Raw genomic sequence first — 25,968 nt, 5'->3', positions numbered from 1 at the left:
AAACATTCCTGCGCGATAGCGAGAATCCCCAAGCATGAATACTTCCCCGCGAGCGACCCTTTTTTTAAGATAGGGGGCGGGGTGATACGCTGCTTGCCTGTGTGGGTGCTGCGCTTTTGTTATCGATCGGGGTGAACCGTCCATGGCCTATTTGGAAATTGTAGAGGGAATCGAGCCAGGGCGTCGGATTGAGTTGGCCGACGGGCGGTCGGTCATTGGCCGCAGCAGCGATTGCGATATTCCGCTCGACGTGGCAGCCGTAAGCCGGCAACACGCGGCCGTGATCCTCGAAGGCGGCGACTACTTCGTCGAGGATCTCAAGAGCCGCAACGGCACCTTCGTCAACGAAGTGCAGGTCATGCATCGCACTCCGCTCAAGCATGGCGACCGCATTCTGATCTGCGACCAAGTACTCTCGGTGCACACCGACGAAGGCGATGCGGCGCTCGGCGGGCAGCAGCCGAAGCACGAAACTTCGCTGGCCATGATCGAAGACACCGGCACCGCCAGCGTGATGGCCACGCTCGACGTGTCGGGCGGGTCGGCCAGCGTGAATCTCTCGGCCAAGCCCGAGGCCAAGCTGGCCGCGCTAGTGGAGATTTCGACCAACCTGAGCAAGACACTCGATTTGGACGAGATCCTGCCGAAGATTCTCGACAGTCTGTTCAAGATTTTTGTGCAAGCTGACCGCGGGTTCGTAATCATGCGACCCGACCAAGATGCCCCACTGGTGCCGGTAGCCGACAAGTACCGCATGCCCGGCCGGGACGAGCGGACTCGCATCAGCCGCACGATTGTCGAGCAGGCGATGACCAACAAGTCGGCCATCCTGTCGGCCGACGCGGCGACCGACTCGCGGTTCAGCATGGCCGAGAGTATCGCCGACTTTCAAATTCGCTCGATGATGTGCGCGCCGATGCTCGACTCGGAAGGTCAGCCGCTCGGCGTGATTCAGATCGACACAAACAACCAGCGGAGCAAGTTTTCCAACGACGACCTCGAAGTGCTAGCCGCCGTGGCCAGTCAGGCGGCCGTGGCGATCGACAACGCGCGGATGCACGAGTTCGCCATCGAGCAACAAGCCCTGCAGCGCGATCTCGACTTGGCGGCGCGGATGCAGCGGGCGTTGTTGCCATCGAGCGCGCCGGAGGTAGATGGCTACCACTTCTTCGACTACTACGAATCGGCCCGCCAGGTGGGCGGCGACTACTACGACTACGTGACCTTGGCCGACGGCCGCTTTGCCGTGGTGCTGGGCGACGTGGCGGGCAAAGGCGTCAGCGCGGCGATCCTGATGGCTCGGCTCTCGAGCGATGTGCGTTTCAGCTTGGCGAGCGAAAAGTCGCCAGCCGCGGCGGTGTCGAAGGCCAATCACACCTTCGCCCAACACGACTGGGCCGACCGCTTTGTAACGATGATCGTGGCGGTGGTCGACCCGCAGACAAACCGCGCGACGCTGGTAAACGCCGGGCACATGCCACCGTTCTTGCGTCGCGCCACCGGCGAGGTGGTGGAAGTGGGCGACGAAATCGCGGGCCTGCCGATCGGCGTGATCGACGACTTTGAGTACGAATCGCTCGACATCGAACTCGGCCCGGGCGACTCGCTCACCATGTTTACCGACGGCTTCAGTGAGGCGATGAACTCCTCCCGCGACCTGTACGGCCTGGAGCGGCTCGCCAAGCAGATTTCGGTCGGCGACGCCAACGTCGAAGAACTCGGCCGCCACGTACTCAACGACGTCCGCGGCTTCGTAGGCGACTTCGCCCAAAGCGACGACATGTGCTTGGCGTGCTTTGGGCGCAGCGGTTAGCGCCGACGACGGACCGCGACCACCTCGCTTTGATTCTCGACCCTCAGGCCTTCTCGCCCGCTGGTTCGGCGGGCTCTTCTTCCTTCTCGGGCTCCGGTGGCATCTTCATTTGCTCCTCGGTGAGCGAGTCCTTCAAGCCGGGAACGTCCGCAGCGCCGGTGGGGACGTGGATGCTCGAGCCCTCGAAGTCGTCGCCGATTTTCTGAAATCGGCCGCCGAGCTGCTTGGCGAGGAACGCCTCGGTCACCGCGTTGAAACTGGTGCGGTTCTGCGGGCGGGCGAAGCCGTGGCCTTCGTCTGGGTACAACACGTAGGTGACCGGGATGTTCTTCTCGGTCATCGCTTCGACGATCTGGTCGGCTTCGAGCTGCGTAACACGGGGATCGTTCGCACCCTGGCCAATCAAGAGCGGACGCTCAATGCGGTCGACGTGCGTCAGCGGCGACATCGCCAGCAGATCGGCGCGGCCTTCCTCGGTGCTTACGTCGCCCACGCGGATCTTCATCACCGGCATGAACGGTATCCAATAGTCCGGCACGTTCTCCAGCAGCGTCACCAGGCTGCTGGGACCCACGATGTCCACGCCGCAGGCGAACGTATCAGGCGTGTAGGTCAGGCCAACCAGCGTGGCGTACCCGCCGTAACTGCCGCCCATGATGCAGATCTTGTCCTCGATGGCGATCTTGTTGTCGACCGCCCACTTTACCGCGTCGAGCAAGTCGTCGTGCATCTTGCGCGACCATTGGGCGTTGGCCGCGTTGATGAAATCCTTGCCGAAGCCGGTCGAGCCGCGGTAGTTCACGTTCAGCACCGCGTACCCACGGTTGGCCAGCCACTGGTGGTAGGGGTTGTATCCCCAGTCGTCGCGGGCCCAGGGACCGCCATGCACGTCGAGGATCATCGGCACAGGTTGGTTGGGCACGCCGTCGCCGTCTGGGTCGGAGCCCGGCGGCAGCGTGAGGTAACTAACCAGGTCGAGCCCGTCGCGGCTTTTGATCACCGGGGCGTGCATCTTTACCAGCGGGTAGTCGTCCAGGTCGTCGCGGTTGCTGAACAAGTAACGCATCCGCCCGTCGCCCTCGGCCTGCCGGTCGTAGATGTAGTACTTCACGGGACCGTCGTCGAGGATGTAGGCCACGGTCCAGTACCGATCGTCGAGCGTGCGGCCGGTGACTTCGAATTCGCCATCGGCAAAGTCGGTGAGGAAGTCGACGTCGCCCTGGATCGCTTCGTCCAGCACGTCCCACTCGCGGCGAGCGAACGTGAACGACACCGCTTGAATCGTGTGGTCGGTGGGATGGACCAGGATGCCGCCGACGTCCGCCTTGTCGTTCTCGGCCAGTAGCTTCGAATCGCCCTCGGCCAAGTTGCGGGCGAACAGAGCGGCCGTGTTGCGGTCGCGGCTGTCCTCGTAGTACAGCACGTCGCCCTTTTTGTTGAAGCCAACCGGGCTGCTGGTCATCGCGTCTTCGGGACCAAACGTTTCGGCGACTTCAAATTCCTCGTAGCCCTTCTCGCCTGGCTCGCCCTTGGGCACCAGCCAGGCCGCACCGCCGTCGGGCGTGTAGTTGAATGCCATGCGGACCTTGTAGTTATCGTCCGGGATTATCGCGGCCAGCCCGGGGTTTTCTTGCAGCAGCTCGCGCTCGCCGGTCTTCAGATTCACGCGGTACAAGTCGTGCAACTGCGGAATGCGATCGTTGAGCGCCACGAGCACTTCGTCGGGGAACATCTCGCTCACGCCAGCCAGTCGCGCATGGACTTTTTCGATCGGTGTCAGGTCGATGGTGGTCTTGTCTTTGACGTTCGTCGCGTAGACGTGGAAGTCCTCGTCGCCCCCTTTGTCTTGCGAGTAGAGAATCTGCTCGCTGTTGTAGGCCCAGTTGTGCGAGCGAATGCCACGGAAGGTGTCGTCGGTCACCGGCTCGGCGCTGGCCAGGTCGTCCACCGGGGCGACCCACACGTTCATCACGCCTTCGCCGTTCGGGTCGCCCTCCTGCTTGACCGGCGCGAGGAAGCTGAGCCACTTGCCATCGGGACTCAACCGCGCTTGGGCACGTTCGGGGTTGCCAAATAACACGTCGCGTGGGATGAGCGGCACGTCGGCCAAAACGGTCTTCGCGGCATTGTTATCGCTGGTAGTTTGCTCGGGCATTGCTTCAACTTTCGTTTCTTCGGTCGTCGTAACGGTGGTTGTTTCGCCGTCGGTTGGATTCGATCGGGGTTCGTTAAGCTCGGGCACTTTGGCAATCTTGGTGGACGAGTCGTCGCTCGACGGGTCGCTCGATAGGTCGCTCGATTGGGTAGCGTCGGGGTTGGGAATGGTGGTCGTAGTTTGCACTCCGCACCCACTGGTGGCGATCACAGCGATCACGATCCACAGGGCGAGTTCGGAGAACGTAAGCAGGGCGTTTTTGAACATGGCGAGACTACCTCCTTGGTGGTGCTGGGGAGAGGGCGACAGCGTGAATCCAAGCCCAAAACCCCTCCGGGCAGGAAGTTCACACGCCGCAGCGACCGAGTATATCGCAACCGGCCGGGAGTGACGACCACCGCTCCGCGGGGGCCTTCTCCACTGCTTGCGTACGCAGCGGGGAGCGAAAACGTTCGGCAGCCGGCCACGTTTCCAGTTAGACTGCCAGCATCCGCCTATGTGAGCCTGCTAGTACGAATCCGCCATGCCCACTGCCAGCTCCACACCGCCCCCACGCCCTGGCCGGCGGCGGCGTGCGCCGATGGTGGCGGTGGCCTTGGCCGGCATGGCTGGCATTTTGCTCGACCGGCTAGCCAGCGACCACTCGGTCGGTTGGTCGAGCTGCGGTGCGTGGTGGTTGCTCTCGTTCGCGCTGCTTGGTGTGTGGTCCTGGATGCGACGCACGGGGCATCGACTGGCCGGCGCGACGGTGTTGTGCGCTGCCGCGGCACTCGCGGCTGGCTGGCATCACTGGCACTGGAATCTGTTCGAAACCGACGAAGTCGGGCGGATGGCCACGCTCCAGCCGTACCCGTGCTGCTTCGAAGCCGTGGCCACCGGCGCGCCGGAGCGGGTGGCAGCCGCGCCGCAGTCGCCGTATCGAGCGATTCCTCAAGGCGAGAAGAGCCAACTGCTGCTCCAGATCAACCGCGTTCGCAACGGCGCCGATTGGCAAGCGGCCACGGGGCGCTGCGAGTTGATCGTCGACGGGCACCTGTTGGGCGTGGGCGCTGGCGATCGCGTGCAGGTATTCGGTTCGTTCCGCGATCCCTCCACGGCGCGCAATCCGGGCCAGTTCGACTACGCGCTGCACATGCGGGCCGACCGCGAATTGGCGTTCATGCGGGCCGGCTCGCCCGACTGTGTGACGAAGCTAGAGCAAGGTAGCGCGTGGAATCCTGCGCGGTGGATCGACAACCTCCGCAGCAGCTGGCAGAGCCGCTTGTGGAGCGCGCTCGGTCCGCAGCGTGCACCGACCGCCGCGGCGCTGTTGCTGGGTGCCCGTAACTCAATGCCGCGCGAGGAGGTCGATGCGTTTCGCGTGACCGGAGCGCTGCACGTCTTGGTGGTGTCGGGCCTGCATGCGGGCATCTTGATGAGCATGGTGTTCGGGCTGCTGGGCATGGGCCTGCTGCCGCGGCGGCAGGCGTTATTGGTGGCCGTGGCGATTGTGTTGTTCTACGCGGTGCTGACCGGAGCACACCCGCCGGTCGTACGGGCGGCGGTGCTCACCGTGCTGGCGTGCATCGGGCTGTGGTTCGACGAGCAACCCTTCGCACTCAACTCCCTGGCCATCGCCGCCGTGGTGGTGCTGGCACTAAACCCGGCCGACCTGTTCCGCACCGGCCCGCAACTCAGCTTCTTGTGCGTCACAGTGCTGCTGTGGTTCGTGTCGGTTCGCTGGCGCCAGCCGCTCGATCCCTTGCAACGGTTGCTCCGCAGTTGCGAACCGCTGCCGGTCCGCGCGCTGCGCTGGGCGGGCAGCAGGGCAGGGCTAGCCACGTTGGCCACGCTGGCGGTGTGGGTGATTTCGCTACCGCTCTTGCTGGCGCGATATCACCTCGTGACACCAATCGCGATCCTCGCGTGCGTGCCGCTGTTCCTCACTGTGGCAGCGTCGCTCGTTACCGGCTTCGCGCTGTTGGTCGTGGGTTGGCTCATCCCACCGCTGGAAGGGGCGCTCGCTGCGGCGAACGGGCTCTGCCTCGACGCGCTCGATGGGCTTGTAAACTCGACCAGCCACTGGCCGCACGCCTACAGTTGGTCGCCGGCGCCGTGGACGTGGTGGACCGTTGGTTGGTACATGCTCGCGCCGCTGCTGCTGGCCGCCGGCGGCACGCGACTCGGCTGGCGGCGCACCGCACAACTCGCGGCCGCGTGGATTGCCATCGGCGCGGTGCCCGGCATCGTCGAGCGGTTCGAACCGCGCAAACTGGAGGTGGCGTTCCTCGACGTCGGACACGGAGTGTGCGCGGTGGTCACCACGCCCGAAGGCGCAACGCTGTTGTGCGACGCTGGCTCGCTGGGCTCTCCGCACCACGCGACTTCGGCCATCTCCGAGTACCTCTGGTCGCGCGGCATCCGCCACATCGATGGCATCGTGCTCTCGCATGCCGACGTGGATCACTTCAACGCGGTGCCGGGACTAGTCGATCGCTTTGCGGTCGGTCGCGTGTTCGTCTCGCCGCACATGTTCCCCCCGCCAGGCGACTCGACCACTCGCACCGCGCCCGCCGAGTTGCAGCGGTTGCTCACCGCGCGGCACATTCCGATCGAAGAGATCGAGCTGGGCGATCGGCTTACGCTCGACTCGGTCACGCATGTCGACGTGCTCTATCCCGACCAGCTTGGCAGCTTCGGCGGTGACAACTCGAACAGCCTGGTGCTGGTGATCGAGTCGGCCGGCCAGCGCGTGATGCTGCCGGGCGATTTGGAGGCTCCCGGCATCGACTACGTGATGGACGAGCCGCCGACCAGTTGTGAGATTCTTCTGGCACCACACCATGGCAGTCGAAGATCGGACCCACCCGGCTTCGCCGCTTGGAGCACGCCGGAAATCGTCATCGTGAGCGGCGGCCCGAACACGGTGGACCGCAATGTCCAGTTGAGCTACCAGAAAGCGGGTGCCGAGGTCCTCTACACCGCCCAGCGGGGGGCGATTACCGCAGTGGTCGACGCCGATGGGGTGGAAATCTCGACGTTTCTGCCGTGAATCGAGCCATCCCTTTCGAAACCGCCGAACCCGGCACCGGGTACCAGCGTAGTACGGGGCGTCGCAGGAGTCCTTTGTTTATCCCTCTCTGACTAGCGTGCACCGGCATAGTGGGCTAGCCCTTGAGGGCTAAACCCTCTATCCTCGTGCAAAATTAGAGCAGTTTGCCCGCAGCACTGCTCACGGAACCAACTGCTTCATCACGCCACCTGCGATAGATCTCTAACTTGCCGAGCCTTGTTGAGTTCGGCAATCATGAACCAAGCAATAGGCAAACGGACGCACTGGCCCTGCCATCCGGCACTTCTGGTTCGACCGTTGCATACGCCTGTCCGTCGGAGCCCTGAAGACGATGAGTCTGGACAACCCCCATACCGACCCCGTTTCCCCCTCCAGCAGCGCGGTGCTTAAGAATCGCCCTTCGGCCAAGGCCCGCCCTGTGGAGAAGGTGGAATCAGACCCTAAGTTGATCGATGGCCGCCCGCCGGCCAACTCGCCCGAGACCTGGAAGCTGGGCCTCGACTGGCCCGTGGTAATCTGGATTGGTGTCGTGCACGTGCTCGCACTTGCCGCACCCTTCTTCATCACCTGGCAAGCACTGGTGACCTGCCTGGTATTGATCCTGGCGACCGGCTCGCTGGGCGTCTGCATGGGTTACCACCGATTGCTCACGCACGGCAGCTTTAAGACCTACAAACCCATTCGCTGGTTCCTGGCCATGCTCGGTGGGCTGAGCGGTGAAGGCTCGGCCATCATGTGGGTTTCCAACCATCGCAAGCATCACAAGTACAGCGACCACGATGGCGATCCTCACTCGCCCCGTGACGGCGCGTGGTGGTCGCACATGCTGTGGTTCATGCCCAACTGGGGTCACAAGATCAGCCAGGACATCGCCGAGCGTTACGCCGGCGACCTGCTGAAAGACCCGATGATGCGCTTCCTGCACAAGATGTTCCTGCCGAGCCACTTCATCCTGGGCGTTGGTTTGTTCCTGATGGGCTACTTTGGCTGGTTCGGCCTTGACGGCGGTTGGTTCGACGGCATGTCGATGCTGCTGTGGGGCACCGGCGTTCGCATGGTGTACGTGATGCACGTCACCTGGTTTGTGAACTCGGTCACGCATATGTGGGGCTATCGCAACTACGACACCAACGACGACAGCACCAACCTGTGGTGGGTTGGCCTGCTGGCGTTCGGCGAAGGGTGGCACAACAACCACCACGCCTACCAGCGCGTCGCCTCGCAGGGCCACAAATGGTGGGAGGTCGACGTCACCTACTGGGTAATTCTGGCGATGGAAAAGACCGGCCTCGCCTGGGACATCGTCCGCTTGAAGGACGTCAAGCACACCAAGCCTGCTTAAGGCGGGCGACACAATTCGAATTCACGAAAGCCCCGAGCAAGTTTGCTCGGGGCTTTTTCGTTGGGTCTAATCGGTTGGTCTAACCTCCTGCGCCGAAGCGGCTGCGGTGCCGTTCCTGGAACGTGCCAACGCCCGCGGCATTCCCATCATCGACGAAACGGGTGCGTAGAGCGCGATTTCACAAGGCTTGTCGTCAGGCGTTCTCCCCAAGGAAGACCGCGAACAAACAGAAAAGCCCCGCGCAAGCGTGCGCGGGGCTCTCGTTGTCGCCTCAGATCATCGCCGTCGCGGTGTAGCGAATCGGTTACTTACTCTCTTTGCTCTCTTTGGCTATGGCGGCCTTGGCCGAACGTCCCTTGGCCGCTTCGACTTCTTGCCGCTGGCCCCACAGGTAGAACACGAAACCTACCACCGCGCCGACCACCGTGGCCGATATCACCGCCGAGGCGCTTCCGGTGAAGCTCGAGTTTTCGGCGGCCGCTTGCGTTGTAAGCACCAGGCCCACCAGGCTGACCACCAGCCCCAGCGAGTCGGAGAGGATCTCCGCTGGACTGAAGCCCGCGTGGGCGAGCACCACCAGTTTGCCGAGCGTCAGTTGCAACGCGAAGCTCACCACGCCGGCCACCATGATGGCGAAGCCAATCCAGTGAAACGCCGGGTGCGAGATCGCTTCGGCCAGTTGGTAGATCGGCTTCAGGATGCCGGCCGAAATCTCTTGCGCCTTTTCGTTTTTGTCGATCGCCTTCGCGGCCTGGTCGGCAGTCTCCTTGGCGCTGTCGAGCGTTTCCTGGGCCTGGCCGCTCAAGTCGGTTTCGGGCTCGGCATCTTCAGCCCACGCGGCGGTGCCGCCGCAGGCCACCATAGCCAAAACTACAAACAACAGATAACAGCGCATGGTCATCGCCTTTCCGTAGAAACCAGGACAATCGAGCCGCCTCCCGCAGTGGGAGGAGCTTACTGGGTATTCGCCGCTGGGGGGCTTTTATTGACGAACCACTCACACAAAGAGAAACTGCTTGCATGTCCAATCGCGCGTCTATCACTACAGGCACCAGCAGCAAGTCTCGCTTGCTCGCCGAATCGGCAAGCTACTTCCCACTGTTCTGGTTGGCACTGCTGACGGGGCAGAATCAAAAAGACCTCGCCAAGCGTGGGGACTTCACGATCGATCGAGCGGCTGCGATTAAGCTAGGTGAAAAGCACTTGCCGTTCATGGTATCCATTTTCCCGCAAGTCGCTCTGTTTGAACAGTATGGCCAGTCGCTGCTCGCACTGCTGAGCAAGAAACGCGGCAAGGTGATTTGCATCGACATCGGGGAGTTGCTTCCCCATCCGGGGGATGAGTTCTTCAAGGGAATGCCCAAACTCGATACTGCTATCAAGACATTGAAGAACCAGAAGGACGACTTCACGCTTGAGGTGCCTGAAAGGGAGTTTCACAATCCCTTCATAGGGACGACGGATGCCATCGCAGCTCGAACCTTCCAGTCTACCGCCGAGATGCTGCTGTTCGTCTGTTCGATCACCGAGCGTGAATTCAAGAAGGCCAAACGTGATACACTGGGCGACTATGTGGTGGGCACTTTGTCGGAGTGATTTTTTCTTCAGCACTTTTTCGGCGGATTTACTATGGGGTTTACCATCTACTATCGTTCGGCCTCGGTGGTCGACGAGTCCACCACCAAGGCCATCAAAGCGCGTGCGTCGGCACTATGTCAGGATCGATCCTGGTTGAGCTGCGAGCCAGTCTGTTTTTGGCGAACGGATGATGAACACATGGAAGGAGGTAGCAAACCAAATTTCATGACGGAACTCGATCCGCTCGAACTCGCAGAAGCCGAGGGTATGCCGGATGGTACAACTTTAGATATGCTCGATGTGCTGTGCAAACTGTCGCACGAGTTCGGCATTGTCTGGGAGATGAGTCACGACGAAAGCGATGGCACGGTCGGTTTGATTCAGGATGGTGTCTGCGATCCCGAAGTGAAACAACGCGTGGAGACCTTCGCCTCCATGGCGGGGGACATGGAAAATTTCCTTGGTGGCCTGATGGATGGTTTTGATGAGTAACGCGCGACGCGGTGGGAGCAACGCGGCCTTGAGTGACGAGTGAACGTTCGCCTCGCAGCAGCGCGAACCCTCCGAGTGCAAGTAGCGTATCAACAGCGCACCCGCCACGGTCCTTCGAAGCCCCGGATCCCATACTCATGAAACGCCGCATCGTTCGCCGGGGCCTATCGACGGTGGCCGTGCTCGCGGCGCTGTTTGCTGTCGCGTCGTGGATTGTTGGTGGAAGGCTTGTGGCTCCGGCGCTTCATGTGGTGGGGCCGCCTCCTGATGATTTGCCTGTGGAGTCGGTCACCATCGATTCGCAGTCGGGCTCTTCGCTCGCGGGATGGTATGTCCCGGCTGAGGGCGCCACGGCCACGGTGGTGCTGCTGCATCCGATTCGGGCGGACCGCCGCGCGATGCTCTCTCGTGCTCGGTTGCTGCACGAGGCCGGCTACTCGACGCTGCTGGTGGACCTGCAGGCGCATGGTGAGTCGCCCGGCGAGCATATCACGATTGGCCACCTCGAGCGGCACGATGCTCGCGCGGCGGTCGAGTACGTCCGCCGCCGCACGCCGGAGCACAAGATCGGCATCGTGGGCCGATCGCTGGGCGGCGCGGCGGCCTTGTTAGGTTCGCCTCTGGAGGTCGACGCTGTGGTGCTCGAATCGGTCTATCCTACCATCGACGAAGCGGTGCACGACCGCATGGAGATGCGATTCGGCCCGCTACATCACGTGCTCGCCCCAGCGCTGCTCGTGCAACTCGAGCCGCGACTCGGCATCTCCACATCGGACCTGCGACCCATCGACCACATCGCCACGGTCGGCTGCCCGGTGCTGGTGGCAGCCGGCGACCAGGATCGCCATACGACGCTCGCCGAAACCGAGCGCCTTCACGCGGAGGCCAGCGCGCCGAAGCAACTGGTAATCTTCGGCGGCGCCGGCCACAACGACTTGCTAAAGCACGACGCGGCGCAGTACAAGGACGAGATTGTTGGTTTTTTGGACGAGCACCTGCTCGGTGGTCGCTAGTTCGCATATTCGTCGGTCAAACAACAGAGTCGACAGCGGACACAAACCCGCGACTATCGGTCGCGCGAATTAGGCCCGGCGTTTACGCCGGGTTGATGCATCTAACAACTACGCGGTCGAGAAGGAATCGCTCTAACCAGCAGAGTGTGACCGAGACCGCAGCGGAGCAGGAGGCGGCCTGATTGCGGTCTCGGTCGCGGTCCGGCTAGTGGTCAGTCGGCTCCTCGACCACTGACAGTTCGCTTTCTGCTTACCCGGCGTAAACGCCGGGCCTATTTCTACCAGCGGCGCCGGGCTTGGTTGGTGATCGACCGCGTAATCTCTGTTCTCGCCCATTCAGCCACCGTTTGGAATCCGCACGCAGGCCAACTACAATCTTGGTCACAAGGCACTTCGCAAGTTCGCAACTCAAGATTGAGCAGCCATCATGATGTCTCGCCCGCGACAGTACTCATTAACATCGCTTCTGTGCTGCCTTCTGCTGTGCGTAGTAAGTGCAGCCGGTGCCGATGAGCCGCCACTGGTGGCTTACGTTGGTACTTTCAGTTCGCCGCTGCAAGATCCGTTGCCCACGCAGATCGACCTGCCGGAGGGCAATGGGCGTGGGATTCATATTTTTCATGTCGATCGCACGACGGGCAGCTTGACGCCTGCGGGCGAGTTTCGGATGGGCACCAGTCCCAGTCATCTGGCTGTCAGTGCCGATGGGACGCGGCTGTACTCGGCGAACGAAACCGATCACGTGGGCCAGGACAAGCACGGCACGGTCAGCTCGTTTGCCATCGAACCAGCGGACGGCAGTTTGAAGCGGCTGAACACGGTTGGCTCCGGTGGTGCGGGGCCGACCTACGTGAGTCTTCATCCCTCCGGGCGGTACCTGCTGGTGGCCAACTACTTTGGCGGATCGATTGCCGTGCTGCCGGTCGAAGAAGATGGCAGCCTGGCCGAAGCGGTCGATGTGAAGAACGATGCTGGGCAGATTGGACCGACGCGAGCCACCAGCGCGCCGCGCGGCAGTTTTGCGTTCAGCGGCCATGATCGCACGCACGCGCATATGATTCAGTCCGATCCCAGCGGCCAATTTGTGCTGCACGTGGACTTGGGATTGGATCGGATTTTTGTGTGGCGTTTCGACGCGACGACCGGCAAGCTCACCGCCGGCGAGCATCACGAAGTGCCTTTGCCACCGGGCGATGGCCCGCGGCATTTTTCGTTTCATCCCAACGGCCGCTGGTTGTACTCGATTCAAGAAGAGGGTTCGACCGTGGTGCTGTTCGACTACGATGCCAAGCGCGGCCAGTTGAAGCAGCGGCAATCGATCTCGTCGCTTCCACCCGGCTACGCGGGCAGCAACTTTTGTTCGGAGATTCTGGTTTCCGCCGAGGGCCGGTTCGTGTACGCCGGCAATCGACTGCACGACAGCATCAGCGTGTTCGCCGTGGGGCCCGAAGGCGAACTGGAATTCGTCGAGTACCAGTGGTCGCGGGGCGACTATCCACGCAGCTTCGAGTTCTCACCGTCGGGTGAGTTCCTCTATTCCTGCAACCAGCGGGCAGACAACCTGGCGGTGTTCCAGGTCGACCGGGCCACGGGCAAGCTCCACTTCACCGAGCAATATGTACCAGTTGGCAATCCCTCGTGCATCGTGTTCTTGGACCTGGCGAAGTGAAGAGGTGCCGCCGGTGCTCCGGACGGCTGTCCAAGAATCGTTGTTGAACTGGCCCGCCAGGATGCTCTAATACGGGGTGGCCATTTGTTCATGCACCGCCACAGAGGTGCCGGCTCATCAACGGCCGCAGATGAGTTTTGTCGCACCTGCGGTGAACCGAGCGCCAAAACCCGCGGCAATCGGAGAAGTGTCGACGCCGCAAACTGCTGTTACATAAAGGTTTACGTCGATCCTGTCCGCCAGGCCGAGCGGAGTTTTGCCGCACCCAATCGATTTCGGGGCAAAGTGCGACAAAACTCACCCTGGCGAAAGGATGGAGCAACTTGAACCTCCGCCTCGTGCGCGTAGCATTTAGATAGGTCGTTTCCGTTGATCCAGAATCCCAGGAAGGAGCACAGCGATGACGATTCATTCGATGGGCACCCTGCAAGTGGACACGATTTCGCCCGAGGAGACCGTACAGATAGCCGCGGCGCGGATGCGGGATCATCTGGTCGGCTGCCTGGTGGTGGTCGACGAGGCGCAGCGGCCGGTGGGCATCGTGACCGATCGCGATTTAGCCACGCGGGTGGTAGCCGCCGGGCTCGATCCCACCGAGGTGCTCGTGGCGGACGCCATGACCGCTGCACCGCAGTGCGTGCGGCCGTGCGACCGCGACGACGAGCTGCTGCGATTGATGCAGAGCGTGCCGTGCCGGCGAGCGCCGGTGGTGGACGAGCAGGGCCGGCTGGTAGCGCTAGTGACGCTGGACGACGTGGTCTCGGTGATGGGCCGGCGGCTCAGCCAGATCGGCAGTCTGGTGCACCGCGAGAGCCCGGCCGAGCTGGACACGGCCGAGGTTTGACCTGGCTCGTCAGTTGGCCAAATGTCGTGAAACGTAGGCGAAAACGGGCCGACCCGGAACCTGCAAAAATGGCAGGGGTGGGGGTTGCGGAGGGGCTCGTGCGCGTTAAACTACTGGGCTTAGCAGCGACGTGTAATGTAAGTCAAATGAAACCCTGTTGATGCAAGGGCAATTGGGCCCTTGGGAAAAGGAGTGAAACGCCCCCCGAGTCGCGCGAGGAGCCATCCAGGAACTCCCGGCCTCGAAGCGGTCGGCGTTTCTCGCGGCCCACAGCATCAGGGGTGGTTGGACGCCAGACACGAAGCATCGGATATTTTTTGTTTGCCCAGAGGTTTAGGTTTCGAGTATGCCGCTTACTAAGGAACGGAAAGAAGAGCTGGTCGGTGATTTTGGACGCGAAGCGAACGATTCGGGTTCGCCGGAGGTCCAGATCGCGCTGCTTACCAACCGCATCAGCCAGATGACCGAGCATATGCAGCAGCACCCCAAGGACTATTCCAGTCGCCGGGGCTTGTTGCGCATGGTGAGTCGTCGCCGCCGTCTCTTGGACTACGTGAAGCGACACAACCCGCAGCTTTACCTCGACCTGTTGCGGCGTCTCGAGATTCGCAAGTAATCTCCTCGCCCGCTACGACTTGGCCGACAATCCTCCCGGTGTTCTCGTTCTCCAGTGCTTCTTGCACTGGAGTGCTGGGGCTGGTAGGCCATTTCTCTGCTGCACCAATCGTGCGTTTGCCAAATGTTGCCCTTCGGTTGGCCACCTTTGGCAGAGGTACGTCTCGCACACCTAGTTGGGGAGCAATCGCCCCTTTGCCCACTAGAGCCCGCCGCTCGTAGGCAACGAAAGTAAATCAAGTTAAGTAGGAAAGACAGTATTGTGAATCGAGTTAAAGTAGAAAAACAAATCGGGCGTCAAGTTCTTAGTATCGAAACCGGAGCCTTGGCCAAGCAGGCCGCGGGGGCGTGCCTGGTGCAGTATGGCGAGACGGTGGTCATGGTCGCCGCGGCCCACAGTGCTCCGCGTCCGGGTATCGACTTCTTCCCGCTCACCTGCGACTACCGCGAGCGTCATGCGGCGGCCGGTAAGTTCCCCGGCGGCTTCCTAAAGCGGGAAGGTCGCCCCACCACCAAGGAAACACTCACCGCCCGATTGATGGACCGCCCAATCCGTCCGATGTTCGCCGACGGCTTCATGGACGAGGTGCAGATTCAAGCGTTCGTGATGTCGAGCGACCGCCAGACCGATGGCGACATCCTGGCGATGAACGGCGCGAGCGCCGCGCTCACCATCTCGCACCTGCCATTCATGGGCCCACTGGGCTCGGTGCGGATCGGTCAGGTCGATGGCGAGTTCGTCGCCTTCCCCACGGCCGACGAGTTGGAGTTCAGCGACCTGGACATGATTGTCTCGGGCACGAAGGACGCCATCTTGATGATCGAAGGCTTCGCTCGCGAAATGCCGGAAGATCGGATGGCCGAGGCGCTGATGACCGCCCACAAGTACGTTGGCGAAATCTGCGACCTGCAACTCGAGCTGGCCGAAAAGGTGCAGCCGCAGAAGATGGACTTTGTGCCGCCGGTTGACGATGGGCTGTGGGACAAGGTCAACGAGCAATTTTACAACAAACTGCACGCGGCCAAGCAGACCGAAGGCAAGCACGACCGCGCTGCCGCTTGTGCGGCGGTAAAGGAAGAAGCGCTTTCGGCGCTGATTCCCGATCCGGATGCCGAGGGTGCATTCACCATGGCTTCGTTCGGCAAGCGATGGCACGACCTGGAAGAGAAGGTCATCCGCGACCTGATCCTCGCTGGCACGCGTGCCGACGGCCGCGACCACAAGTCGCTCCGCGCCATTGAGTGCGAAGTGGATGTGTTGCCAAGAGTGCACGGTTCGGCCATCTTCCAACGTGGCGAGACGCAGGCGTTGATCACCGTGACGCTCGGCACCGGGCGCGACGAGCAACGCGTCGACGGATTGTTCGAAGAGTACTCCAAGCGGTTCATGCTAGACTACAACTTCCCCTCGTTCTCGGTGGGCGAGTGCCGTCCGATTCGTGGCCCTGGCCGCCGCGAAATTGGCCACGGCATGCTGGCCGAGCGGAGCGTCAATCCGGTGCTGCCGGACCACGACGACTTCCCTTACACGATCCGCGTGATCTCGGATATCACTGAGAGCAACGGTTCGAGCTCGATGGCCAGCGTGTGCGGTGCAACCCTGGGCCTGATGGCAGCTGGCGTGCCGATTTCGAATCCGGTGGCTGGCATCTCGACCGGTCTGGTGAAGGAAGGCGACAGCTTTGTGCTGCTCACGGACATCATTGGCGACGAAGATCACTTCGGCGACATGGACTTCAAGATCGCCGGCACGCAGAACGGCATCACCGGCATTCAGCTCGACCTGAAGATCAAGGGCATTAGCGAGGAGATCATCCGCGGCACGCTCGAACAGTCGCGTGAAGCACGGATGGAGATTCTGCGGTCGATGCTCAGCACGATCCAGCGTCCGCGAACCAACACGGCCTCTTCGGCGCCGCGGTTGGTGCGAACCAACATTGTGCCCGACAAGATCGGCATGCTGATTGGTCCTGGCGGCAAGAACATCCGTTCGATCCAGGAAGACACCGGCTCGCAGATCGACATCGACGAGGACGGCACCGTCACCATCGCCGCCGCGGACGAGGCAGCGCTCAAGGCGGCACTCTCCCGCGTCGAAGCGGTTACCGCCACCGTGCAGGTCGGCCGCATTTACGATGGCAAGGTCACCAGCATCAAGGACTTCGGTGCGTTCATCGAAATCCTGCCGGGCAAGGACGGGCTGTGCCACATTAGCGAACTGTCGAACGACTACGTCTCGAGCGTGGCCGACATCCTGAACGTGGGCGATCCCATCCAGGTGAAGGTGATCGCCGTGGACGAGCAGGACCGCGTAAAGCTCAGCCGCAAGGCCGTGCTGGCCGAAGCCGAGTCGAACGGCGAGCCCGCCGCAACGGAGTAAACACACCGCTGCAAGCGACAACACGAAACCCACACGGGCCTCGCTTGCGGGGCCCGTTTTTGTAGAGGAGCGAGGATCGAGGGACGAGAGGCTAGAGATCTGCGTTGCTCGTCCCTCGACTCTCGTCCCTAGCCCCTCCACGCATGTCTGAGCAAACCACTTCCGCCGTCCAGCGACTGATGGATCAGTACACCGAGATTGCTCGGTTGGCGGGGGCGCTTGCGCACGAGATCAAGAATCCGCTTTCCACCATTCGGCTCAATCTGCAACTGTTGGCCGAGGACATCGAGGACGAGCCCTCGCCGCACCAGCATCGCTCGCTCCGCCGCGTGGCGACCATGCAGAGCGAGTGTCAGCGGCTGCAGGGACTGCTCGACGACTTTTTGAACTTCGCCAAGGTCCGCAAACTGACGCTCCGCCCGACGGATCTCAATGCAGAACTTGGCGACTTGCTCGACTTCTTCGCGCCTGAAGCGGAAGCTGCCGGCGTGGACGTGGTGCGGTACTTCGATCCTGAACTGCCGACGGTGCTGTTGGATCGCGAGTCGTTCCGCGGCGCAGTGCTCAACTTGCTGCTGAACGCCAAGCAAGCGATGCCCGACGGCGGGCAGCTCACCGTGGCGACCGGTGGCGACGGAGAGTGGGTGCTGCTGCACCTGATTGACACCGGCTGCGGCATGGACGACCAGACCGCCGCCCGCATGTTCGAGACGTTCTTCTCCACCAAGCCCGGCGGTTCGGGACTGGGACTGCCGACCACGAGCAAGATCATCGAAGCCCACGGCGGCGCGATTCGCGTCGAGACCGAAGTGGACTGCGGCACGCACTTCACAATCTCGCTTCCTGTGCCGCCGCGACTGGCAGGGCAGGGGAGCGTCGAGCGCGAGGTGGTGCTGCCGAAGTGATGGAAACCTCGAAGAACGATTGCCAATATGTTAGTGTCATTTCGAAGGGCTCGCCGACTGAGAAATCTGGTTGGCCGATCGCGAAATAGCTGCCAATGGAAGAGCATGGAGTTCCCTGACCCCCACTAAGGCATAGATGCCACAAGCTGCAAGCCAGATTCCTCGGTCGTACCTCCCTCGGAATGACACGATTGCGGCAGTAGCACGAAAGTCCGCGTCGAATTTAGATACAACCCATGGCGAAATCGAAAACTGCTCAAGTCGGACCTCCCATCAACGTGTTGGTGATCGACGACGATCCTGCGCACGCCGAGACGATTGCCGACTCGCTCACCAGCCAGGGCTACGCCTGCACGATCGCCACGACCGGGCAGGAGGGCGCGGAGCTGATGGAGCGGCGGTCGTTCGAGATCGTGGTGACCGACTTGAAGATGCCGAAGGTCGGTGGGCTGGAGATCCTGGCCAAGGCCAAGGACGACCTGCCGGACGCCGAGGTGATCATGGTCACCGGGCATGGCACGGTGGAGTCGGCCGTTGAAGCGATGCGTGAGGGTGCATCGCATTTTCTCTTGAAGCCGCTCGACCTGGGACAACTGCGGAGTGTGGTCGACAACGCGGCCCGCGCGCAGCATTTGCGTCGCGCGAACGCCGAACTGAATCGCCGGCTGGACGAGAAGTTCGGCTTCGAAGGCTTGATCGGCAACAGCCCGCCGATGCAGGACCTGATTGAACGACTCCGCCGCATCGCCCCGACCGACGCCACGGTGTTGATCGAAGGCGAGACCGGCACCGGCAAGGAACTGGTCGCTCAGGCGATCCACCAGAACAGCCCACGCAAGAATCGGCACTTCGTCGGGCTGAACTGCGCGGCGTTGAGCGAGCATATCCTCGAAGGCGAGCTGTTCGGCAGCGTGCCCGGCGCGTTTACCGATGCCCGCGATCGGAAGGGCAAGTTCGAATACGCTGACGGCGGCACCTTGTTCCTCGACGAAGTGGGCGACATGCCGGTGCCGACACAGATTAAATTGCTGCGGGTGCTGGAGAGTCGCGAGATTACTCGCGTGGGCAGCAACGAAACGGTGAAGGTCGACGTGCGGATCATCTCGGCCACCAACCGCAACCTGGAAGACGCGGTCGCCAAGGGCGAGTTTCGTGAGGACCTGTACCACCGGCTGAAAGTGATCAGCCTCAAGCTACCAAGCCTGGCCGAGCGGACGCAGGACATCCCGCTGCTGGTGGACCACTTCACTAAGATCCACGCCGCGCGGCACGGCAAGAAGATCAAGAGCATGACCACCGCGGCCCGCCGCCGGCTGATGGCGCACCACTGGACCGGCAACGTCCGGCAACTTTCGAATACCATCGACAGCATGGTGGTGGTGGACTACGACGAAGTACTCGACCTGGACGACCTGCCACCCGAGTTCAGCCCACCAGAAAGCGAGTCGGGCGGCTCGGCCGCCGACGGTCTGCACACGCTGGTCGGCAAGCCGCTATCGGAAATCGAAGGCCTGTTCATCGCCGAGACGCTCAAAGTGACCGGCGGCAACCGCGAAGAAGCCGCGGGCATGCTGGGCATCGGCGAACGGACGTTGTATCGGAAGATTAAGGAGTACGATTTGTGATGAGGATTTAGCAACTGGCTCCGTGTCATCCTGAGGGAGTTTCAACGACTGTAGAATCTCGCGTGAACCCTGTGGTAGGGACGTCTCACGCAGAGGCGCAAAGACGCAAAGGACCCGGCGAGGCCGAGCCGTAGCCAGCGGCAGTTTGAACAGGAGCAAACAGAGGTAACGAAGATTGCAAAGCCGGTACAATGGTCTCGCTAGAGTTGTAGCCACGGATGAACACTGATGGACACGGACCTTAGGGAGAGTGGAGACGAGGTACGAGCCGAAACGCCGCCCTGGGTTTGGTTACGAAAACGCCTCCGCGGTCGAGAGAAGGATTTGCTATTAACCGGAGTACGAACGAGACCGCAACCAGGCCGAGTATCGCCACAAAGAGGAAGCGCCAGGCACGAATAGACCAATGCCGTAACGGCGCGGAGCTTGTTGCGGCCTACGACCAAACAACAACTGATCGACCACGGACGAACCAGTCATGCCAAGGATTAAGCAACTTTCCGCTTCGGTGGTGAACAAGATCGCCGCCGGTGAGGTGATTGAGCGGCCCGCCAGTGTGGTGAAGGAACTGCTCGAGAACTCCATCGACGCCGGCGCGACGCGGGTCGACGTGCGGCTCGAAGCGGGCGGGCGGGACCTGATTCGCGTAACCGACAACGGTTGCGGCATCGAGACCGACGATCTGATGCTGGCGGTGTCGAATCACGCGACCAGCAAGATCAGCTCGGCCGACGACTTGTTCGAAGTCGGCACGATGGGCTTTCGCGGCGAGGCGCTCGCATCGATCGCCGAGGTGAGCCGCACCTTGCTACGCACACGCACCGCCGATGCCGATACCGGTGCGGAGCTGCGCGTCAACGGCGGCGCGGCCGACGACATCCAGCCGGCCGGCTGCCCGGTCGGCACGACCATCGAAGTCCGCGACCTGTTTTTCAACACGCCGGTGCGGCAGCGGTTCCTGCGAACACCGCAAACCGAAATCGGCCACGCCACCGAAGCGTTTGTGCGAATCGCCCTGGCCAACCCGCACGTGCATTGCCGCCTGGAGCATGGGCAGCGGGAGGTGCACGATCTTGCGCCGACCGACGATTGGCGGGTGCGCATCGCGGCGCTGTTTGGCGACGAGCTAGCCGAGTCGCTGATCGAAGTCGAAAGCGTTGACCCGCCGATATCGCTCTCCGGCTTCGCGGCCAATCCGCAGTACAGCCGGGCCAACAATCGTTTGCAGTACCTGTTCCTCAATGGCCGCAACATTCGCGATCGGGCGCTGCAGCACGCGCTGGGCGAGGCGTATCGCGGGCTGCTGCTCACGGGGCGCTACCCGATCTGCTTCCTGCGTTTCGACATGCCGGCCAACCTGGCCGACGTGAACGTCCACCCCACGAAGCTCGAGGTGCGATTCCAGGATGGCGGCCGGCTGTATAGCCAACTGCTGAGCACGCTTCGCAGCAAGTTCCTGTCGAGCGACCTGAGGGCCGGGCCGGGAGGGCAGGGCGTGTCGCCGACGCGCGAAGAAGACGTAGCGGCCAGCGGTGCCAGTCAGATGGTCGACTGGGCCAAGGAGCAACTTACGCAGCGGCGGTTCGACGATTCCAATGCACCGAGTCCTACATCGCGCCCCGTGGGCGAGCCGCTGGTGATGCACCGCTTGCCGCAGGACTTCAAGCCGTTCCCCGATACCGGTGGGATGCAACGCGCTCCGGCGGCGACGCAGGACACCAACGGAGCCCACGCCGCAGAACCGGCGCCGGTTGTAAATCCACCATTGGCGGCGGCCGGCAAGGTGATTCAATTGCACAACCGGTACCTGGTGGTGGAGACCGACAGCGGCATGGAGGTCATCGATCAACACGCGCTGCACGAGCGGATCTTGTACGAGCAGATTCGCGCGAAGGTGGCCGCCGGCAGCCTGGAGACCCAGGCCCTGCTGGTGCCCGAGCCGGTGGACCTTACGTCCGACGAGGCAGCCGCCGCGCTGGAGAATCGTGAGTTGCTCAAGCAGCTGGGCGTGGTGATTGAACCTTTCGGCGGCGACACGGTCCTGGTCTCCAGTTACCCAGCGATGCTCGCGAACCTTCCCCCTGGAGAGGTGCTGCACGAGGTGGTCGACCGGCTCACCGCGTCGGATCGGCTACCGGAGGCGACCGACTTATTGGACGATTTGCTCCATACCGTTGCCTGCAAAGCGGCGGTAAAATACGGAGACCGGCTGACGCATGAAGAGATCACCGCCCTGCTGGAGCACCGGCACCTGACCGAGAACCACCACCACTGCCCCCACGGCCGCCCCACCGCCCTGGTATTCAGCTGCGACGATTTGGACAAGCAGTTTAAGAGGATTTGAAAGATTCAGGGGGCGGGGATCAGGGGGCAGGGAAGCTGGTCGCTTGAGATTGCACAACGAATTGCACAGTTGGACCGTTTGAATCACACTGGAACGTTACTTTCCCTTTGGGTCAGGAGTTGTATCTCTGACCTCTGAATCCCGACCCCTGACCCCTTCTCCTATGATTTGCGTTTCGATAGGTCGTAGCCGTCACAAGCACCTTTTGGCCGAGTACCAGGAGTTGGTGAAGCGTGGTGCGCAGTTGGTGGAGTTGCGGCTGGACTACGTGTCGAGCCGGCTCAACCTGCAGCGGCTGCTGAAGGACCGTCCCTGCCCGGTGATCATCACTTGCCGCCGCGAAGAGGATGGCGGGAAGTTCAGCGGCGAGGAGCAAGCGCGGCAGATGGTGCTCCGCGAAGCGGTCGCCTTGGGTGCAGAGTACGTCGACCTCGAAGACGACGTCGCCGCCAGCATTCCGCGGTATGGCAAGACCAAGCGAATCATCAGCTACCACAACTTCCGCCACACGCCTGACGATCTGGATGAGATTTACCAGCGACTGGCGGGGCTGGACGCGGACGTGGTGAAGATTACCACCATGGCGCAGAATCCGCACGACAACTTGCGGATGCTCGAGATGGTGAAGAACGCAGAACTGCCCACCGTTGGCATGTGCATGGGCGACATTGGCACCCCGTCGCGCATCCTGCTGGCCAAGTACGGCGCGCCGTTCACCTATTCGACGTTCCACCACGAGCGGGCGCTGGCACCGGGACAGTTGGCCTTCGATCAGATGAAGGACCTCTACCGCTACGACTCGATCAACGAAGACACGCAGGTGTTCGGAGTGATCGCCGATCCGATCGCCCACAGTCTAAGCCCGCACATTCACAACGCGGCGCTGGCCGAGCAAGGCGTCAACGCGGTGTACGTGCCGTTCCGCGTGCCGCCGGATTCGCTGAGCCAATTCATCGAGGACGTCCCTCGCCTGGGCATTCAGGGGTTGAGCGTAACGATTCCCCACAAGGAAGCGGTGAAGAAGCACGTAACCAAAGTCACCCCGGCGGTCAAAGGGATCAAAGCAGTCAACACGCTGGTGTTCCGCGATGGCGAAGTGATCGGCTGCAACACCGACTGCACCGCTGCGATGAACTCGCTGGAGCACGCCATGGGCGGCGCGGGGCAAGAGCCAAGCCCACTGCAGGACAAGCGCGTGCTGCTGCTGGGAGCGGGTGGCGTGTCGCGAGCCATCCTCTACGGGTTGAAGCAGCGCAACGCACGCACGATCGTTGCCAGCCGCACTCGCGAGCGGGCCGACAAGCTGGCCGCCGAATTCGAAGCCAAGGCGGTCGACTGGGGCGCCCGGCACACCGTGCCTGCGGACGTGGTGATCAACGGCACCCCGATCGGCATGCATCCCAACGTCGACGAGACGCCGTACAACCGCTCGTACCTGAAGCCATCGATGTACGTGTTCGACACGGTGTACAACCCCGAGTCGACGCTGTTGATCAAGGAAGCCCGCAGCCACGGCTGCCACACGGTGACCGGCGTGGAGATGTTCGTCGGCCAGGCGGCGCTGCAGTATTATCTTTTCACCAATGAGGAAGCGCCGTTGGACGTAATGAAGGCGACCCTCAAGCGAGTGACGGGTCCAGTAAAGTATTAGCGCTCGTAGCGGTAGGCTATAAGCTGTAAGCTATTGGTTTGCCCACGATCTACCGACCGCCGACCGCTGGAAACCTATGTCACTCGATCGCAGCCTGTTTTTGATTGGCTACCGTGGCACGGGGAAGACCACCGTGGCGCGCGAGTTGGCCGAACGGCTGGGCTGCGAATGGACCGACTCGGACTACGTGGTGCAGCTTCGCGCGAGTAAGCAGATCGCCGAGATCTTCGCCGAGCATGGTGAACCGTATTTCCGCGACCTGGAACAAGCCGTGGTGGCGGAACTGGCCGCAGGGCCGGTGCAGGTGGTTGCCTTAGGGGGCGGAGCGGTGCTGCGGGAGGCCAGCCGTCGGGCGATCGATGGCTGCCACGTGGTGTGGCTCACCGCCTCGCCGGCGGTGCTCGCCGAGCGTCTCACGGCCGACGAAGCGTCCGACTCGCAGCGCCCCAGCTTGACCGGAGCGGGATTAACCGAGGAAATCGAGCAGGTTCTCGCCGACCGCACGCCCATTTACCGCCAATGTGCTACGCTTGAGGTCGACACCGAGGGCCGCGCTCCGCGGGCCATCGCCGAAGCGATCCTCCAGAAGCTGACCGCCAACTAACGACCTCCACGACACGACGTCATGCAGTTGATACTGGACATCCCGCTAGCCGCACGGCTCGCCCTGGTGTTCGTGATCGCGTCGGTACTGGCGTCGCTGGCCAACGCGGCTATCTACCAATTCGGATGGGACCTGCGGCTCCGCTCGCCCTGGCAATCGAAGCCGCCGGAAGTGGGCCCTCGCTCCTGGGCCGACCGCATTCCGATCGTCGGGTGGTGGTTCCTGCGGCGCGAGGCCAAGCACCACGGCGCCGGCCATTGGGTGCGGCCGATGATGATCGAGCTGATCTTCCCGCTTGGCCTGGCGTGGCTCTATTGGTGGGAGACCGAAGCGCTAGGGCTCATTGCAGGGCAAGCCGCCGGCGCCATCGGGAAGTTCCCCGTCGAGCAGTTCGCTGTCGCGACGCATCTCGAGTTCCTCGCGCACGCGGTGCTGATCTGGTTCATGCTGGCCGCCACGTTCATCGACGCCGACGACCGCATCATCCCCGATGTGATCACCGTTCCGGGTACTATCTTTGGACTCGTTCTGGCGACGCTCGCGCCGATGGCGCTGTTGCCACAGATTACGATGCCTAAGGTGCCACCTATCGCAGGGCAGCAACTCGTCGACCGAGCGGGCGCGCCTACGCACTTCTACCTCGAACCAGTCCATCTTGCCGCTTCAAGCGAGTGGCCCGCCACGCTGGCTGCCGCGCCGAACTGGAATTCGCTGGTACTAGCGCTCGCTTGTTATTGGCTTTGGTGTTTCGCGTTCGTACGACGTAGTTGGCTGCGGCGACGAGGCTTCTTGCGCGCGGTGCGGCACTTCTTCGCCCGCGTGATGCGCGAATGGTGGGCCCAGCCGCTTCGCGAAGTGACAGCCATCGGTACCGCGGCAGTGGTTGCCGTGTGGTGGTGGGGCGGACCCGCTTGGGTGGGGTTGCTCACCGCGCTGGTGGGCTTGGTAGGCTCCGGTGGTGTGGTGTGGTTGATTCGCATCTTCGCGGGCGCGGCGCTGCGCAAGGAGGCAATGGGCTTTGGCGACGTGCTACTGATGATGATGATCGGCACGCTGATCGGTTGGCAGGCGGGGGTTGTTGTGTTCTTCCTCGCGCCGTTTGCCGCGCTGGCGTACGGGCTGGTGCAGCTCATCGCTCGCAAGGAGAACGAACTGCCCTACGGCCCGTTCCTGTGCGCAGCGACCGTGTTTGTGATCATCCGCTGGGCCGACGTCTGGGATCGGGCGGTGTTGGCGTTTGCCGTGCCGTGGCTGGTGCCGGCCGTGTTGGTGGTCTGTTTGGTTCTGTGTGGCGCGATTCTAGCGGTTTGGCAGGCGTTGAAGGACCGTTTTCTCGCGGCGCCTGAAGCAGAGTGACCTAGGTTTGGGGTGCTAAGTCTCCCCAGCCGGTTCACCCTGCCATGCTTTGGTTTACCCCGATTCGTGATCTGCTTACTGATCGTGACCAGGTTGCGCGCGGCCGGTACGGGGTGATCGAAAGCCGCAACGGCGAGTTTCACTCGCTGGAATACCGCCCGCTGCCAAAGCTCATCTCGCTGCCCGAGGTGTGGCCGGTGCGACTGAAGTTCCACGCGCGCGGGCCACAGGATCGCTGCCGGTTGTACTTCAATCAGCCACGCGGCATGGAAAACTTCCTGGCGCTGAAGTACATCGTGTCGACCGAGGGGAGCAGCTACGCCACGTTCCGCGCGGCGCTGGCGGCCTTGGACCAGATTGCAGCCATCAAGCGGACCGACGCGATCGTGTGCGACGCTGCCAACATCCGCCTGAGCGATCGACTGATGCAGCGGTGGGGCTGGGAGCCGCACAAGCCGCAGCGGTGGCACCGCAACTTCATCCGCCGGTTCTACGGTCAGTACCCGGCTGGCTGTCTTACGGCCTGAGAG

At 62.3% G+C, this 25,968-nt stretch carries 19 protein-coding genes; 17 read left to right on the top strand and 2 right to left on the bottom strand.

Annotated elements, in window-relative coordinates; translation table 11 throughout:
- The first annotated feature begins 142 nt into the window (after positions 1-142).
- A complete protein-coding gene (locus ACQK2L_RS14860; RefSeq protein WP_425397812.1) occupies positions 143-1,813 on the top strand; it encodes a SpoIIE family protein phosphatase in 1,671 nt (556 codons plus the stop codon).
- A 43-nt stretch (positions 1,814-1,856) separates the two neighbouring features.
- On the opposite strand, the gene ACQK2L_RS14855 is transcribed toward ACQK2L_RS14860, so the two are convergent.
- Entirely contained in the window at positions 1,857-4,235 is a 2,379-nt protein-coding gene (locus tag ACQK2L_RS14855) for a prolyl oligopeptidase family serine peptidase (RefSeq protein WP_425397811.1), read from the bottom strand.
- Positions 4,236-4,491: 256 nt separating this feature from the next.
- On the opposite strand from ACQK2L_RS14855, the gene ACQK2L_RS14850 reads away from it, so the two are divergent.
- Together ACQK2L_RS14850 and ACQK2L_RS14845 are read left to right on the top strand one after the other, a co-directional pair.
- A complete protein-coding gene (locus ACQK2L_RS14850; protein WP_425397810.1) occupies positions 4,492-6,999 on the top strand; it encodes a ComEC/Rec2 family competence protein in 2,508 nt (835 codons plus the stop codon).
- 352 nt (positions 7,000-7,351) lie between these two features.
- Complete coding sequence (locus tag ACQK2L_RS14845) at positions 7,352-8,362, top strand: acyl-CoA desaturase (protein WP_425397809.1); 1,011 nt, start codon at positions 7,352-7,354, stop codon at positions 8,360-8,362.
- A 304-nt stretch (positions 8,363-8,666) separates the two neighbouring features.
- Here the strand turns inward: ACQK2L_RS14845 and ACQK2L_RS14840 are convergent, their stop codons facing one another.
- Positions 8,667-9,257, bottom strand: a complete 591-nt coding sequence (locus ACQK2L_RS14840) for a hypothetical protein (protein WP_425397808.1) — start codon at positions 9,255-9,257, stop codon at positions 8,667-8,669.
- A gap of 173 nt (positions 9,258-9,430) precedes the next feature.
- Here ACQK2L_RS14840 and ACQK2L_RS14835 point away from each other — a divergent pair, with 173 nt between their 5' ends.
- The 14 genes from ACQK2L_RS14835 to ACQK2L_RS14770 all read left to right on the top strand — a co-directional run bounded on the left by ACQK2L_RS14835 (position 9,431) and on the right by ACQK2L_RS14770 (position 25,965).
- On the top strand, positions 9,431-9,958 hold the full coding sequence (locus ACQK2L_RS14835; protein WP_425397807.1) for a hypothetical protein: 528 nt from the start codon (positions 9,431-9,433) through the stop codon (positions 9,956-9,958).
- Positions 9,959-9,991: 33 nt separating this feature from the next.
- Entirely contained in the window at positions 9,992-10,432 is a 441-nt protein-coding gene (locus tag ACQK2L_RS14830) for a hypothetical protein (RefSeq protein ID WP_425397806.1), read from the top strand.
- 137 nt (positions 10,433-10,569) lie between these two features.
- Positions 10,570-11,445, top strand: coding sequence for an alpha/beta hydrolase (locus tag ACQK2L_RS14825; protein ID WP_425397805.1), 876 nt, complete (start codon positions 10,570-10,572; stop codon positions 11,443-11,445).
- Between the two features lie 427 nt (positions 11,446-11,872).
- On the top strand, positions 11,873-13,114 hold the full coding sequence (locus ACQK2L_RS14820) for a lactonase family protein (RefSeq protein ID WP_425397804.1): 1,242 nt from the start codon (positions 11,873-11,875) through the stop codon (positions 13,112-13,114).
- 400 nt (positions 13,115-13,514) lie between these two features.
- Entirely contained in the window at positions 13,515-13,958 is a 444-nt protein-coding gene (locus ACQK2L_RS14815; RefSeq protein WP_425397803.1) for a CBS domain-containing protein, read from the top strand.
- A 346-nt stretch (positions 13,959-14,304) separates the two neighbouring features.
- Complete coding sequence (gene rpsO / locus ACQK2L_RS14810) at positions 14,305-14,574, top strand: 30S ribosomal protein S15 (protein ID WP_425397802.1); 270 nt, start codon at positions 14,305-14,307, stop codon at positions 14,572-14,574.
- A 261-nt stretch (positions 14,575-14,835) separates the two neighbouring features.
- On the top strand, positions 14,836-16,953 hold the full coding sequence (pnp, locus tag ACQK2L_RS14805; RefSeq protein ID WP_425397801.1) for a polyribonucleotide nucleotidyltransferase: 2,118 nt from the start codon (positions 14,836-14,838) through the stop codon (positions 16,951-16,953).
- Between the two features lie 143 nt (positions 16,954-17,096).
- On the top strand, positions 17,097-17,858 hold the full coding sequence (locus ACQK2L_RS14800; RefSeq protein WP_425397800.1) for a two-component system sensor histidine kinase NtrB: 762 nt from the start codon (positions 17,097-17,099) through the stop codon (positions 17,856-17,858).
- 236 nt (positions 17,859-18,094) lie between these two features.
- Positions 18,095-19,483, top strand: coding sequence for a sigma-54-dependent transcriptional regulator (locus tag ACQK2L_RS14795; RefSeq protein WP_425397799.1), 1,389 nt, complete (start codon positions 18,095-18,097; stop codon positions 19,481-19,483).
- Positions 19,484-19,961: 478 nt separating this feature from the next.
- On the top strand, positions 19,962-21,827 hold the full coding sequence (gene mutL, locus ACQK2L_RS14790; protein ID WP_425397798.1) for a DNA mismatch repair endonuclease MutL: 1,866 nt from the start codon (positions 19,962-19,964) through the stop codon (positions 21,825-21,827).
- A gap of 163 nt (positions 21,828-21,990) precedes the next feature.
- Positions 21,991-23,478, top strand: coding sequence for a shikimate dehydrogenase (aroE, locus tag ACQK2L_RS14785; RefSeq protein WP_425397797.1), 1,488 nt, complete (start codon positions 21,991-21,993; stop codon positions 23,476-23,478).
- Between the two features lie 76 nt (positions 23,479-23,554).
- Positions 23,555-24,082 (top strand): shikimate kinase, encoded by a 528-nt coding sequence (locus ACQK2L_RS14780; protein ID WP_425397796.1) that lies wholly within the window; start codon positions 23,555-23,557, stop codon positions 24,080-24,082.
- A 21-nt stretch (positions 24,083-24,103) separates the two neighbouring features.
- Positions 24,104-25,438, top strand: a complete 1,335-nt coding sequence (locus ACQK2L_RS14775) for a prepilin peptidase (protein WP_425397795.1) — start codon at positions 24,104-24,106, stop codon at positions 25,436-25,438.
- 44 nt (positions 25,439-25,482) lie between these two features.
- Positions 25,483-25,965: a hypothetical protein gene (locus tag ACQK2L_RS14770; protein ID WP_425397794.1), complete on the top strand. Its 483-nt coding sequence runs from the start codon at positions 25,483-25,485 to the stop codon at positions 25,963-25,965.
- The last annotated feature ends 3 nt before the right edge of the window (positions 25,966-25,968 follow it).

The sequence above is a fragment of the Aeoliella sp. genome, from assembly GCF_965227375.1.
Classification (GTDB): Bacteria; Planctomycetota; Planctomycetia; order Pirellulales; family Lacipirellulaceae; genus Aeoliella.
The sequence above is the reverse complement of the archived record's forward strand: the minus strand, read 5'-3'. Positions and strand labels throughout refer to the sequence as shown.

Coding starts and splice junctions, on each gene's coding strand:
- ACQK2L_RS14770 (WP_425397794.1), top strand. CDS start 25,483: ATGCTTTGGTTTACCCCGATTCGTGATCTGCTTACTGATCGTGACCAG.
- ACQK2L_RS14780 (WP_425397796.1), top strand. CDS start 23,555: ATGTCACTCGATCGCAGCCTGTTTTTGATTGGCTACCGTGGCACGGGG.
- ACQK2L_RS14820 (WP_425397804.1), top strand. CDS start 11,873: ATGATGTCTCGCCCGCGACAGTACTCATTAACATCGCTTCTGTGCTGC.
- ACQK2L_RS14855 (WP_425397811.1), bottom strand. CDS start 4,235: ATGTTCAAAAACGCCCTGCTTACGTTCTCCGAACTCGCCCTGTGGATC.
- ACQK2L_RS14815 (WP_425397803.1), top strand. CDS start 13,515: ATGACGATTCATTCGATGGGCACCCTGCAAGTGGACACGATTTCGCCC.
- mutL (WP_425397798.1), top strand. CDS start 19,962: ATGCCAAGGATTAAGCAACTTTCCGCTTCGGTGGTGAACAAGATCGCC.
- aroE (WP_425397797.1), top strand. CDS start 21,991: ATGATTTGCGTTTCGATAGGTCGTAGCCGTCACAAGCACCTTTTGGCC.
- ACQK2L_RS14840 (WP_425397808.1), bottom strand. CDS start 9,257: ATGCGCTGTTATCTGTTGTTTGTAGTTTTGGCTATGGTGGCCTGCGGC.
- ACQK2L_RS14860 (WP_425397812.1), top strand. CDS start 143: ATGGCCTATTTGGAAATTGTAGAGGGAATCGAGCCAGGGCGTCGGATT.
- ACQK2L_RS14825 (WP_425397805.1), top strand. CDS start 10,570: ATGAAACGCCGCATCGTTCGCCGGGGCCTATCGACGGTGGCCGTGCTC.
- ACQK2L_RS14795 (WP_425397799.1), top strand. CDS start 18,095: ATGGCGAAATCGAAAACTGCTCAAGTCGGACCTCCCATCAACGTGTTG.
- ACQK2L_RS14775 (WP_425397795.1), top strand. CDS start 24,104: ATGCAGTTGATACTGGACATCCCGCTAGCCGCACGGCTCGCCCTGGTG.
- ACQK2L_RS14830 (WP_425397806.1), top strand. CDS start 9,992: ATGGGGTTTACCATCTACTATCGTTCGGCCTCGGTGGTCGACGAGTCC.
- ACQK2L_RS14850 (WP_425397810.1), top strand. CDS start 4,492: ATGCCCACTGCCAGCTCCACACCGCCCCCACGCCCTGGCCGGCGGCGG.
- ACQK2L_RS14845 (WP_425397809.1), top strand. CDS start 7,352: ATGAGTCTGGACAACCCCCATACCGACCCCGTTTCCCCCTCCAGCAGC.
- rpsO (WP_425397802.1), top strand. CDS start 14,305: ATGCCGCTTACTAAGGAACGGAAAGAAGAGCTGGTCGGTGATTTTGGA.
- ACQK2L_RS14800 (WP_425397800.1), top strand. CDS start 17,097: ATGTCTGAGCAAACCACTTCCGCCGTCCAGCGACTGATGGATCAGTAC.